Origin of the sequence: Rothia sp. HMSC065G12, from assembly GCF_001811455.1 — a bacterium.
GTDB classification, from domain to species: domain Bacteria; phylum Actinomycetota; class Actinomycetes; order Actinomycetales; family Micrococcaceae; genus Rothia; species Rothia dentocariosa.
Genome location: NZ_KV804818.1, coordinates 151280 through 164442, shown reverse-complemented (window position 1 = coordinate 164442; position 13163 = coordinate 151280). Strand labels below are relative to the sequence as shown.

General features: G+C 51.4%; 8 protein-coding genes and 2 pseudogenes. 7 read left to right on the top strand and 3 right to left on the bottom strand.

Annotation, left to right across the window (positions count from 1 at the left end; genetic code table 11):
• The 3 genes and pseudogenes from HMPREF2804_RS11200 to HMPREF2804_RS09675 all read right to left on the bottom strand — a co-directional run.
• A pseudogene (locus HMPREF2804_RS11200) lies at nt 1-274 on the bottom strand (hypothetical protein); the annotation flags it as partial.
• 120 nt (nt 275-394) lie between these two features.
• A complete protein-coding gene (locus HMPREF2804_RS09685; RefSeq protein WP_246824256.1) occupies nt 395-7813 on the bottom strand; it encodes a DUF6531 domain-containing protein in 7419 nt (2472 codons plus the stop codon).
• A gap of 206 nt (nt 7814-8019) precedes the next feature.
• The gene (locus tag HMPREF2804_RS09675; RefSeq protein WP_048754673.1) at nt 8020-8307 is read right to left on the bottom strand and encodes a hypothetical protein; all 288 of its coding nucleotides are present in this window, start codon (nt 8305-8307) and stop codon (nt 8020-8022) included.
• A gap of 585 nt (nt 8308-8892) precedes the next feature.
• Between HMPREF2804_RS09675 and HMPREF2804_RS09670 the strand changes: the two genes are divergently transcribed.
• The 7 genes and pseudogenes from HMPREF2804_RS09670 to HMPREF2804_RS11195 all read left to right on the top strand — a co-directional run.
• A complete protein-coding gene (locus tag HMPREF2804_RS09670; protein WP_048754672.1) occupies nt 8893-9513 on the top strand; it encodes a hypothetical protein in 621 nt (206 codons plus the stop codon).
• 115 nt (nt 9514-9628) lie between these two features.
• Nucleotides 9629-9901 (top strand): hypothetical protein, encoded by a 273-nt coding sequence (locus tag HMPREF2804_RS09665; protein WP_048754671.1) that lies wholly within the window; start codon nt 9629-9631, stop codon nt 9899-9901.
• A gap of 106 nt (nt 9902-10007) precedes the next feature.
• Nucleotides 10008-10421, top strand: coding sequence for a hypothetical protein (locus tag HMPREF2804_RS09660; RefSeq protein WP_048754670.1), 414 nt, complete (start codon nt 10008-10010; stop codon nt 10419-10421).
• A gap of 41 nt (nt 10422-10462) precedes the next feature.
• The gene (locus HMPREF2804_RS09655) at nt 10463-11080 is read left to right on the top strand and encodes a hypothetical protein (RefSeq protein ID WP_246824254.1); all 618 of its coding nucleotides are present in this window, start codon (nt 10463-10465) and stop codon (nt 11078-11080) included.
• 261 nt (nt 11081-11341) lie between these two features.
• Nucleotides 11342-11947, top strand: a complete 606-nt coding sequence (locus HMPREF2804_RS09650) for a hypothetical protein (protein WP_048754668.1) — start codon at nt 11342-11344, stop codon at nt 11945-11947.
• Nucleotides 11948-12689: 742 nt separating this feature from the next.
• Nucleotides 12690-12845 carry a hypothetical protein gene (locus HMPREF2804_RS11370; protein ID WP_239664722.1) on the top strand — a complete coding sequence of 52 codons (156 nt, stop codon included), beginning with the start codon at nt 12690-12692 and terminating at the stop codon, nt 12843-12845.
• 35 nt (nt 12846-12880) lie between these two features.
• Nucleotides 12881-13163 (top strand): annotated as a pseudogene (locus HMPREF2804_RS11195) (hypothetical protein); the annotation flags it as partial.

The window sequence follows — 13163 nt, the reverse complement described above, 5'->3', positions numbered from 1 at the left end:
TGGTTTCGTAGTAGTACATACCAATCAAACCGAATAAGAGAAGAATTACAGCAAATATTAAAAGAATGGGTTGGAATTTTTCTGGGTGCGTAAAGGCGTAGAGGCTGAGTGCTCCGAATATGTAGAGGTAGATGCTCCAGACCCAGGGTTCGGTGCGGGGGAGCCTTTTGACGAGGGCCCCGCTGCGTTTGTCCCGGGCGCGACGTATCTCGTCCCGAATAATATAGAGAGCTACGAGGATAGGGCCGATGATGAAGATGATAAAGGCGAGCATCTAACGGACAGCCTTTCTTATGCTTGATCATGTAATACTGCTTATTGGTAAGAACGTTAGGAGGGTTTACTTAAAAAGAGTGTAGCTTTTAAGTAAACCCTCCCCAGTCATAAGACTGTGTTAGCGTCCTGGGTTGACGTTCCTGAAGTCTTGAACCTGATCCTCAACTTGACGCCCTTTAAGATTGTCCTGGGCATTAGTATCTGCCTTTTTGCCTACGGAGGCTATGTCTTTGAGAGAACCTTGGGCGTTCTTCTGTGCTTCCTCCGACCAGGTTTTCCCCCAATCTTGATGGTAATTTTCATCCCCAGCATGGGTGATCTCGTTCTGTGCCACGGTTGCAACAGGTTTAACGGCGGTATTCACTGCACGGGTCCCAGCTTCGTCTACTACAGCTTTCTGAATGCCGCGAGAGACATGAATCTTGTCAAGACGCGTATGATATGTAGACTCATATCGTGCACCCCGATTTGCATACCCGGCTTTAAAGTAAGGCTTATCGGTGACCTTAGCCTTAAACCCAGCGGTTCCTGCACCTGTGGCGAGGCCACTTACAGTACCAGTGCCAAAGCTCAGAGCCGCTTCTACAGGGTTCCAATTTTTGGTATCTTTGGTGTAATTCAACGCGTTCGAGACGCCACCCGATAGACCACTATCCAAGATCTCTCCGGTGTATTTTTTAAATCCTTCCTTGCCAGCACCAAATTTGCTGAATCCAAGATTTTTGGATTTCATGATATTTACTTTGTCGAGGGCAAACCTGTTCCCCATCTTATCGGCTATTTTTTGCCCGTAGGGTCCGAGTTTCTTGGCAACACCTTGTATGGGTTTAAGGAACATCTTTCCCGAGCTAAAGACCTTACCGGCAGCACCACCGGCAAGACCTATAAGACCTCCCCAAAAAGCGCCACTACCGGCAGATCCCCAATCGAAGTTACCGTTTTCATCCAGCATACCTTCGGCGAACCCAGAAACAGCGCTACCTAGTGCAGCCACGCCTAGGGCTACTAGGGGACCGCCCGGGACGAACACGCTTGCAATCGCTACGGCGGTACCCACCCATGAAATCGCGGTCTTGAGAACCTGAAGGTCTTGCTTTTTAGAGTAGTCGCTGTATTCCTCTTGGCTCATAGGCCGTGTTCCCCAGGGGTCGATCATGCCTACAGGATCATGACCCAGGAAGGAGTACGAGTCCGCGAACCAGCCTGCACCCACGATGGGCGGTAGCGGGTCTTGGGAGAGGAATTTCTTCGACGAGGGGTCAAACACTCGTGCGCCCATCAGTGCGAGCCCGCCCACCGCGAGCGTGCCGGAACCGGTGAAGGACACACCTTCTGGCAGCCCTACACTGGTAAGCAGCGCGGACGCACCCGAAATGCCAGGAGCGCCGAGCGCACTGGGCAGACCCGGGATCTGTGACGCAGCAGCACCGGTAGCGCTTATGGTTCCTAAGCCGGGGGCGCTTAGAGCACCAAAACCGACCCCGGTGTTGGGTACCCCGGGGACGCTCCAGGGGTCAAACCCGCCCGGTACTGCCGCCTGGGAGAACCCGCCGTCAGCCCCTGCAGCCGGGATGCTTCCGGCCCCCAGCAGATGCGGGGCGGAAGAGGTCGGATCCCACAGCAGCGGCACCGTCACTTGATCGTTACCAGTGATCGCGGTGGCAACCCCGGTAGTATCGGCGTGCACCCGAAGACGTGAGCACAGCTCTGGAACCTCGGCACCGCGAGCGTCGGTAGTTGTATCGCTGACGGTAGTCAGAGCACCGGTGATACCCCAGGTATAGGTGCGTTCTTGGATAACACCATCCGAGGTTATGCTCTTCTGCCTGGTACGCTGCCCGGCGGCGTTATAGGTATAGGACACTTCGGTACTCACCCACGCGGCAGAAGCACCCTCAGGTGTGTGGGGCCGTTCAATCGTGGTGCAGTGCAGCAGCTGGTTGAGCCCGTTATAGATGAACTGACGCTCACCAAGCAGAACCCTGTCTGTGGCCTCATCCTCGGCGGTGTTGTGGTGGTAAAGGCGCTCGGCAACCATGAGCCCTCCCTCATACACCCAGGTGAGTTCATACCCGTCAGCGCGAGCACCGGTCAGCTGTCCGGCCTCGTCGTAGGAGTACATCACCAACCCGGTCGTCGTGGAATCAAGCCCGATAATCCGGCCGGTGTGGTCCCGGATCACCTGCACACCCTCAGCAGTGTTTTCATCGCCCTGCTCGCTGGTGTGTTCATAGGAGGACACCAATCCGTCCTGATCGAAATCCCAGGTCGAGATCGTCTCGCCGACCTGAGCACGCACCAGGTGCCCCATCACATCGTAGGAGAACTCCCCAATGACCGACTCGCGCTCACGCACGCCAGGGTCAGCGATCGAGGCGGTGTTGATTGAGCGGATCGGGCGTCCGGAACCATCAAGCACCCACTGGGAAGACCCGTAGGGGGTGAGCATCATCGTGCGGAACCCATCGGCATCATACGCATAGGTGAGTGTATACGACCCAGTGCTGGTGAACGTCTCCAGGGCCTTAGCCGTACCAGGCTCACTAGTATTCTCGGTCCCATCGACCTGGCGGGTGTACTCGATCAGGTTTCCGGTGGCATCAAAGACACGACGGTACGTCACCGGGGCATCCCCGGTGTGATCCTTCATCCACGTAATCGTCGACCCCGGCAGCGCGGGTGTACCCGTGCCGTACTCAGCAGCTAAGGAGCCGTCGATGAGCGTGCGGGTCAGATCCCCCGTGCGGGCATCGTACTCGAAGGAGCGGATACGCACCCCGTCATCTTCGGACAGCAGGCGCCCAGCGGCATCCCACGTATAGGTGGTGCGAATAGCCGGAGTCGTAACGGTGCTATCCGGGTGAGGCTTCTTTGCAACCTCAAGGATGCGCCCGGCGGCATCGTACTCGTACTCAGTGATGGCCCCGGTCGGATCCGTCACCGAGGTCAGCAGCCCGTCCGCATCGTAAGCGAAGAATGACCTATTTCCCAACCCGTCGGTAACCCGCACCAGCTGACCGAGCTCATTATAGACGTAACGGCGGGTACCAAAAGTGGAATCCTGCACCCGAACCAGTTGATTGCATGCATCCCACGCATAGGTGGCAACGCGGCGGCCTGCTTGAACCTTTATCAACCGCCCAGCGGCATCATAAGTCATCTTTTCCACAAGCCCGTCGGGGGTATGCCGCTCGATCACCTGCGAGGCAGCATCATACACCAGCGTCGTTACAGCCCACCGGGTCGGTTCTTCCCATGAGGACGCCCCGGTGACGGGATCGGTCACCCGCACAGGCTCATTGAGTCCCACGCTCTCGGTGACAAGACGACCGCAGGTATCGTAGGTGTAGTCGGTAAACCGGCCCGCAGCACTAATGATGCGGGTGACACGTCCGACGGCGTCGCGCACATACTGCGTGAGCCCACCATTGGCGTCCAGGGCTTCAACGATATTCCCAGCAGCATCATACGTAAACATCTGCCGACCCGTCGGATGCGAGGGGGCACCGGCAGTCTCAGCGGCTGCGATAGCCTCAGCAGAGGAGGATACTCCATGCGGGATACCCGTCCCGGCAACCCCCGCACCGGCACCCGTAGACGCCTTAGACGTATCGTGTGAGGAGGACGCAGGCTTCGTGGAGGCACCGTCCTGCTGACCGATTTCAGTCACGCGCCCGAGCACATCAACTTTGAAGAACGCCGACGAGAAAAGACCTTCACCGGTACCGGTAACGGACTCAACACCCTCATGCCGTTCGATAGACCGATGCGAAATAACTCCCGTCGCGTCGGTAACCTGGGTAATTTCCCCGGCACGATCATACTCGAACCGCGTGATGGCACCGGTAGGATCGGTCAGACCGACCAACTGGGACAGACCATCCCACGAGTATTCCCACACCCGGTTCCCAGCGGTGATCATCTTCACCAGGTTCCCGAAAGTATCGTACTCATGCCGGGTTGTGCCCCCAACCGAGTTCGTGACGGTCGAGATATCCCCACCAGCGGTATAGGTAAATGCGGTGGTATTTCCTGCCGGGTCGGTGATGGCCTCAGGCAGAGCACCGACCGAGGTATCACGGGATTGGGCGCCTTGCCGCTGTGCACGCGCCATATACGGCGCGCCGTCGCCGACCGGCTGCTGCGGGTAGGTGAGCGTCCAGCGTGCCCCCAGCGGGTTCGTGAAACTTGTCAGAACACCAGCGGCATTGTATTCAAGCGTGGTGGTAGCCCCCAGCGGGTTCGATACGCTTGTGACCTGCCCGGCGGCATCGCGCGTGAAACGGATTGCCTCACCGGCAGGGTTGAGCATCGCCACAATATCGTGGTGTTCATCGTACTCAAAAGCCGTAAACACGCCGGTCGGATCGGTAATCTTCAGGATATCGCCTTCAGGGGAATACTCCCACGTTGTGGCTTCCCCGGCACCATCGAGAACAGCTACCGGGTTCGGATTCACTACTAAGGTGCTTTCCTCGTAGTGGTACGAGTTCACCGGCATGGGATCGCTGAGGTTTTTCACATCTCGAGCATCACGCACACTTACCGAGAGCAGCCGATCTTGCTCATCCCAGGTGTACGTGTAATCGGCACCCTCGGGGGTACGCTCACGTTTAATATGGCCACGCGCATCGGAGGTGCGCACCAGGCGCGATCCGTCACGCTCGGTAATGCTGATCCGGTTGCTGAACCGGTCATAGCTCATCGACATGCGCGTACCGTCAGTCGCCGTGATGCTTACCAGGCGACCTTTCGAGTCGGAGACCCACAGGTTCTCATTCTCACCGGTACCAGCATCGGCAATAATCGTGGTCAGCGAGGGAGTATACGTATAGGAAATATCCCGCCCGTATTCGCTGATCTGCGCGATCACACGACCGGAATCATCATAGGTGTTCGTGACCTCAAGATCGCCGCGCGCGTTAATCACCCGGTGAATCAAACCCCGCTCAGTATGCGTATAGGTACGCGTTCCGATACCGGTCGTTACTCCGGTGAGCAAACCAGATACCTGCACCGAGGCACTGGATTCAGCAGCTTCGGTATAGGAATAGGCAACGTTCTGCACCGGCTCCCCGGCACGCTCACCAATGGTGTTGTACGTGAATGCCGCCGCCGGGCGCACGCCACCGGTTTCCTCAGCGGTCTCATAGTCCACATGAATACCGCGATGCGCCACCGGATGCACCAGATCCGTCACGGCACCATCCTCAGCCAGAATAAACACTGTCAGGCTGCTCAGGTGCCCCTGTCGGCGCGCCATCGGTGCACCAGAGGGCGCATAGAAATACGCCTCATGCTGGTTATTGTGCACCATCCACACAAACGGAACCTCAGGAACCACAGCAGAACCACCCGTGACTTTAGCCTGCTCGTAGGCCTGCACCTGCGCATCGCGCACCCGAGTAAACAGTTCATCTGTGGCGGGAACCTTCGTCAGCCACCACGGCTCCCGGGCGGCGCGGGCGAACCCTTCGCCTTCCCGATCAAAGAACACCGCGCGCCCGTCAGGCATAAACCACGAGGCCTGCTCATCCCCAAAGCTCAGGTGGGTATCCAAGGTCGAGAACCAGCCAAGCCCGAACACGCCCGACGGCACCTCATCCGCATGGGTGACCGCCAGACTGTTGTACATACGCGTCAGCGACAGCGTAGACTCACTCACCGTCCCGGTGAAGACCAGATCAGTTTCCGGTTCGATAAAGTTACCCGTCGCCACGTTCACCGGGTCATTCGCAAACCCGGACGACGGAACTGCTCCTGTGAGCTCAGAGGCAGTTGCATCAATATGCTGGATTTCAGGCGGTCCATTCCAACCACGATTTTGAAGTGTGAGATCTAAGAAAGCATCCGATGCTGTCACGACCGTGTCACCAGCGCTGCTATCAGCATCGCGAAAGGCTTGAGCTACCTGAGTAAGCCACGCCGTGAGATTTCCACTTTGAGTGTTCAGTGCTTGAAGCCCAGTTGTTGCTGGACGGATATCGAGTGTGCCATATTTACATCCTGCTTCGAAGCCTGACAAAGCAGAAACGATACTGTTGTAATCATTTTCATGAGTCGTAGTATCTGTGTTGCACATGGTGACATAGCTATCAACATCATTGGGTTTGGCAGATGAAGTCCCGTCTCCCCCAGAGGAGGCTACCGGTGCTGGTGCAGCTACAGAAGATGGTTCACTTGGTTTAGGAACATCGGGGTCTGAATGTTTAAGACCTCCGCCCCAGAGTTCATCCCATTTCTTTTGAATCCACCATTTCTTATCCCATTCGCGAGCTGCGGCACGGTTTTTGTTTTCGGCCTCTGCGCATGATTTAAGGTAATCAACAAGACCTGCTGCGTGATTGAGCATTGCCGCAATATTAATAGCGTTGACAGTGAGGTTATTGCGACCATTTTTGGCATCGTCAGCGTAGCGACCCTTAAAATCGTTCCATAGGTCATTGTTCTGCGTGTTACGGCTCCCCGCGGTGCTGCTAGCAGAAGCTCCATAGGAGGACGTTAGATTATTAGCCGCACTTCGTAGAGCTTGGCTAAGCGCATCAGAGGCAGCGTTGTCGTAGGGAACATCCTCCATCGCATGTACATCGGATGTTTCAGCAGCGCACTGTTGGCAACCACTATTGTCAACAAGCCCCGGTGCTTCACCCGGGTCAACTTGTCCTCCCTGAGCTCCGGTCGTCTCTACAGGAGAACCCGAATCGCCGTTTTCAGCATATGATGTAGTTGCGCCATCTTCCTCAGCGGACGAACCTGAGGTGTCAGCTCCGTCAATTTCTCCCTCGGAAGTAACTGGTGATGCGCTTCCAGAGCTTTGAGTAGGAGAGTTTCCTTCTTCTGCATCACTAGAATCAGCAGAACCACCACCGTTATACACGGCTCCGCTTGAAGCTGGAGGAGCCGCAGAATCAGTGTTTGTATGATGATTCCCTACGATGGGGGCTGCTTGTGAAGTCGTACCTTCCCCTGAAGATGAGTTTTCGGACTCACCACCCGCGAGAGTCCCACTTTGAACAGAACTTCCAGTGCCAGAAGAATCTGTATCGCTTGAACCATAATAATCTTGGACAGGCGCACCATTACCAGCACTACTCTGTGGAATATCATGGCTGTGATCGGCAACAATAGGTGAAGATTGTGACGATGTAATACCACTCCCATCACTGGAGAGCGGGCTACTTACCATCGAGGATGCGCTGGAACTCGCTTGTGGAGTGGGAAATTCATGATGGTCTTGGTTTTGCCATGCCTCATGCTGAGATAGATCAACCTTGTCGTGGTCGGGGTGGAAAGACCCGTACTGTGAGGTAGCTCCATCAACATTCTCAGATGCAGGAATTCCCTGTGCATCAGAAGAAGTAGCAGAATCTGGGTTTGGGAATGCGTGATTATTTGCTGTGTCCGAAGGCGAAGGATGTCCACGATGGTTATCACCAACGATAGATGAAGACTGCGATGCCTCTTGAGATGGGTGGTGAGGGTTGTTAGAAGAAAAGCGACCTTGGACGGAATGAGATTCAGGGGTAGGTGTGGGCATGGCAAAACCTTGTAGTAGAAAAAGCTTTAAATATCGGTGAGCACCATGAGATGTGTAGGCACATAACATGAAATCAATAAGATTTATATACGTGCCTATATAGATTCTCTAATAAGTTCTCTAGGGATAGAAAACTTCCCCCAAAGAATTGCTGTTACATAGCGGTAATCTTTGAGGGAAGTCTGAACTGGTAAAGCAGCGAAACCTTACGCTGCCCCACCACCGGCCTGGGAGATATCGCTATGGATAGTCTGGGAGTGTGCCTTAACTTCATTGATAGCGGCGGTAGCATCAGTAAGACGCTTGTGCACGGAAGGCCAAATTTCGTTGCGGAACTGCTCGGCATGGGGGCCGTCCCAGACGTTAGGATCTGCAAGAATCTGTGCCTGCTGGTTTAGGCTATTGATCTGGTCAGTCAGACCGCCATCGGTGATAGAGCCAATCTGGGTGTTGGCGTCTTTCGCTTCCTGGGTGACCTTAATAGTGCTGCTCATAGCAGTTCCTTTCAGTGATTGGTGCTCTATCGTCGGTAACAGAGCTACATGTGTAGTCTAGATTTAGATTCTGTGAACGGTCAAGATTGACGCGGACCGTTATCAAATCTTTACTTTTCTAGGAAACTTTTCTTCCCTTGTGCAGAAAGGGTTTAAGGCTGGAGTGGCTAGAATATACCTGATAAAAATCGGTGTTCATGAGAAATGGCAGCTAAAGAATTTAGATTTCCTAAAACCTGGGTTTGTGTCGTGATGTTACGAAAATATACGGATATATCGTAATTCGTGTGTGTAAAATAGCGAGCGAGAATATAAATTTATAAACAATACAACCAAAATAAAATACTTATACAGTTGGGCACTATAAGGCGTACTTGAGGAATGTGCAGTTGAACTCTCCGGGGCTGATCTTGGTAAATCGGATGGAAAAGCTGAGTATCCCTAGATGCGCGGGGATAACCTCGGCTGTTGGTAGTAGCTTGCATCTGTAGGTCACCTAAGGCTTTTGCACGGCCACACCCTCCTTTTCGGGACGGGCTATCGTGTCGGCTATGAAAAGCATCATGTAATGAAGGGGTATTGAGTATGGGTCCTGCGTTTTATGGTCTGCTCAGCGGATTTCTGGTGAACATCATGCCCGGGGCCAAACGTAAACAAGGACTAGAAACCCTGAATGTGGAACAGCATCGCCCGCCGATTGCCTATATCATCAGCTACGGGATACTCTTCATCGCGTTCATTGGACTCCCTATCTACTTTTGGATCAGATATGGGCTTACTGTAGAGGCTTACATCATTTCTGTGGTGATGGTCAGTCCTGCTGGTTTTATTTTTGTGGCTCATTGTCATAACTATTACCACTGTTTCACGGAAACTGGGATACGCTGGCGTAACTGGCGACGGAAAGTCCGGTACTTTGACTACCACAGCATCTACAAAGTCTCCTATGAACAGACGAGTAAGAACGGGTGGGTGAAGATCAGAAGTACCCAACTGCCCAAGCACATCAAGTTGGGGTTTGATACGAATCAGTTTGATGCCACGATTCTTTATGCTCAGTTGCAGTATCGTGTGGAGACTGGGGTTTGGGTGCAGGTGTGGGAGGATGAACGATTCCAGCAAATCCTCTCTGGTAGGCCGGGGGTACGGTTTTTACAGGATCATGCTTGGGTTAAACCCCTCGAATTCCCCCGTGAGAATGGGTAGGGTTCTTTGGGGTCTAGAGGAAGGTGGGCCTTGATGCCTCCTGCATTAATGGGGTCATTAGTTGGAGTGCTGAAAGAGTGGTTCCAAAGATGCCTAAGGGTGTTAGGAGAGGCATATGAAATACTCTGATGATACGGGCAATGAAAACATCAACGATCCTTCTGTCATGGATCGTTCTAGCGCACGTCAGTACCTTGTGTTTGGGTTGCTGTTAGGAATACCGTCGTGTGTGGCAGCCCTTTTAGGGCTTGTACTTTTGATAGCGGATACCAAGAATAACTTGGTCAGTAGTCTTTCCATGATAGGAGTTGGTGCTTTTAACACTGCGCTTGCTGTTTTACTGTTTTTGAGCGGTTATAAGGCTCTCAAGCCTCAGGAGGAGAAATAGTCCTGGTTTCTGATTCTCTGCAGATCGCGACGATTAAGGTGCAGAATTATGATTATAGTCAGTTGTTTACTCCCACAATACTGCGGTAGAAGCTCTAGGAGTTGTCATGGCACAGCAAGGTACCCAACGTACTAAAAGGCGGAAAGGGATGGTTAGCACTGTTTTATTAATTATTGCAGCCTTTTTACTTTTGTTTCTTCCGGGATATTTGGCACGTATTTTTGGTGATGATAGTGAGGGGAAGTACAAGTACTGCACGGTCGAGAAAGCCTGGGCAGAGTACCGTGCTGGCGGTGATCTCTCAGGCAATACCGACTATACCCGGGTAGGGTGGGTTGAGACTCGGGAGTGTGGAAAATTGGCGCTTTCAGAGTCCCCGAATAAGGATCAATCAATGGATGATTATATGGCCTCCATTGAACCGGGAGGGTATTACAAGGTGTACTTGAAGAATGTGCAGCTTGGTTCTCCGGGGCTGACATCGGTGACTCGGTTAGAAAAAGCGGAGCGCCCCTCGTAAAGGGGTAGGTTTGCCGGGTTCTAGGAGAAAGGTAGGTTGTGGTGCCTCCTGCGTTGATTGGGTTGTTGGCTGGTCTTTTCGTTCGGAATGTTCCCTCGCTGAAACGTACGATGGGTCAGCCCGTGCTCGGGGTCAAACAGCACCGACCTCGGATAGCCTATATCGCTGGCTATGCTCTGTTGGTAGTAACGCTAGTCCTTACCCCTATATTTTGTGGGGTCATGTTTGGTGATTTAGGCGCTTGCTTTATTATCATGTTTGTTCTTGGCGGACCCCTGGTAATTCCGTTTGTGAATCATTGTCATGCGTTTTATATCCAGCAAACCGTCTCGGGAGTCTACTGGCGCAACTGGCGGTGGAAGATTCGGTATATGCCGTATGAGAGTATAAGCGATATCCTGTTGCAGAATAATGGGAAGAACGGGTACCTGAGGGTACGCAGCCGCAACATCAAGAGAGTACGGCTCAGTTTTGATCCGTGGCAGTTTGATGCATCTATCCTGTTTGCGATGGTTTTGTTTCGGGTGGAGCATCAGGAATGGCCGCGGGATCTGACTCCTGAGCGGGTTGAGGAGTTGGTGGCTGGTTTTGAGTCGTATGAGAAGATGTTTGGGCGTATTGAGCGGTTGTGTTATGAGAGAAAACTCAAACTAGACTAACTGAGTTAGCGCCTATGACCCCGTTTTGTTTGGGGCGAGGTGGCAGATATTAATTGTGCGGGCACTCCGGTCTTGTCTCGGAGCGCCCGCATATGTCATGTACGATGAGATCCGGTGTGGGTTTTCGTAGGAAGGTAAAATCAATCCTGATAGGTTCCGTCAGAAATATATCTCTGTGATAGCTCCCATTTAGTAGATAATTTTTAAGTAGGGTTTTACATGATATGGGTTATATCAGGATAGAAAGATAGGTAAAATATCATGCTTGATAAGATTCTTATCGGTGCAGCAGCTGGGGCAGCTACCCAGGCGATGCCTGGTGTGAATAATCAAACAGGAACCCTGTCTCTAAATAGAATACAGGGCAGGCCCACCCTTCTTGGTGTATTCGGGTGGGCGGGTATAGCTTTATCCCTTGTCATCCTGCCGTTGTATTTTGATATCACCACAAAGTTTGATATTGCAAATCATGTTATTAGCCTTTTTGTGGGCATAATACCTGCTATTGCTCTTATTAATTATTATATTTTCTTTATATGCTACCAGAAAGATCGTATAATTTGGAGAAATTGGAGGGGCAAGAAGCGTTTTATTCGGTATGACAGTATCAAATATTTTAGTTTTGCAGATACTAATAAAGGAGGATGGGTACGCTTCAAAAGCTACGAGCATCGTGTGCTGTTTCGGTATCTAGTTTTTAAGTTTTCCCATGCTCAGTTTGATAGTGATGTTCTGTACGGACATATTATGTACAGGTCAAAGTGTGGACGATGGCCTATGTCATGGGAAGAACTCGAAGAAAGCGGATTTCTTGCGCCTGGGGTTGCTTGTGATTATGTGCGGTCACAGTTATATTTTAAATTCTAAAAAAATCTATGTGCAAAAAGGCAGTGGGAAAGGAGATAGATTATACCTGCGGCATATATAAATACATATGGTAATATTTATAATAGAATAAAAAAATTAAGAAGGTGATTACACAATGATAAAACTATTAAAGTTAAATCTTTCATGGTTCCGACAGAAATATATTATTGTGCTTGTGCCGTTGGGATTTTTATTATTTTTTGGTATATATTTTGGGGTTTCGGCTCACAATAAGAATAATCCAATCATTAAGGAATGCACTGTCACCAAAACCGAGGTCAAAAGACATGATTCGGTATCAGCCAACTCTCCAGAAACCACGTATAGCCTGTATATAGACTCATCGAACTGCCCTCAGATGGTATGGTCCGATATTGGTGAGAAAGACGCAAACTATTATCATAATCTACTAAAAGAAGGGAAGAGCTACAAATTTGGGCTTCCCAGGATTGTCCTCTTTCCTGGTACTGAAAATAGTATTGTGAGGATCTATGGCAACGGATCTTAGAGATTTATGAGAAGTAAGAATGTTAAAGAAACATTGGTAACATGCATCATTGTTGTCGTTGCTGTAAGCTTTTATGCGTTTTTATATTTTCTTTCACGTAATGATAGTGCAGGGACTTACAAGTACTGCACCCTCGAGCATGTTGATGTGCACGATCGGGGTGGTCTGGTCTCGGGGAATACGGATTATAAGCGTGTAGCAGATTTTAAGACAAAAGAGTGCGGGAATTTACATATGTCGGATTCTCCTGATCCAAAGAAGTCTATGGACGAGTATGCGGGATCTTTGGAGGTCGGCGGGTACTATAAGGTGACACTGCTGGATTTTCAGGTTTTTAACTCTGGGTCTACGTCTGTGACGAAGTTTGAGAAGGCAGAACGTCCTTCATAAAAAGGGAGCAGGGATTTGAGGGAAGGTAGGTTGTGGTGCCTCCTGCGTTGATTGGGTTGTTGGCTGGTCTTTTCGTTCGGAATGTTCCCTCGCTGAAACGTACGATGGGTCAGCCCGTGCTCGGGGTCAAACAGCACCGCCCAAAGCTTGCTTTCATGATTAGCTATGTGCTTTTAATGGGAGGATTAATTGCGATGCCTTTATATGTAACCATCATGCATGGCAAGCCCTTAGCTTCTTTTATTCTTGCATTTGTTATATGTGGTCCCGTTGTGATCCCAATGGTGAATCATTGTCATGCGTTTTATATCCAGCAAA

Excerpts from the sequence above, each read along its gene's own strand:
- HMPREF2804_RS09665 (WP_048754671.1), top strand. The coding sequence starts at position 9,629 with ATGAAATACTCTGATGATACGGGCAATGAAAACATCAACGATCCTTCT.
- HMPREF2804_RS09670 (WP_048754672.1), top strand. The coding sequence starts at position 8,893 with ATGGGTCCTGCGTTTTATGGTCTGCTCAGCGGATTTCTGGTGAACATC.
- HMPREF2804_RS11370 (WP_239664722.1), top strand. The coding sequence starts at position 12,690 with ATGTCGGATTCTCCTGATCCAAAGAAGTCTATGGACGAGTATGCGGGA.
- HMPREF2804_RS09650 (WP_048754668.1), top strand. The coding sequence starts at position 11,342 with ATGCTTGATAAGATTCTTATCGGTGCAGCAGCTGGGGCAGCTACCCAG.
- HMPREF2804_RS09685 (WP_246824256.1), bottom strand. The coding sequence starts at position 7,813 with ATGCCCACACCTACCCCTGAATCTCATTCCGTCCAAGGTCGCTTTTCT.
- HMPREF2804_RS09660 (WP_048754670.1), top strand. The coding sequence starts at position 10,008 with ATGGCACAGCAAGGTACCCAACGTACTAAAAGGCGGAAAGGGATGGTT.
- HMPREF2804_RS09675 (WP_048754673.1), bottom strand. The coding sequence starts at position 8,307 with ATGAGCAGCACTATTAAGGTCACCCAGGAAGCGAAAGACGCCAACACC.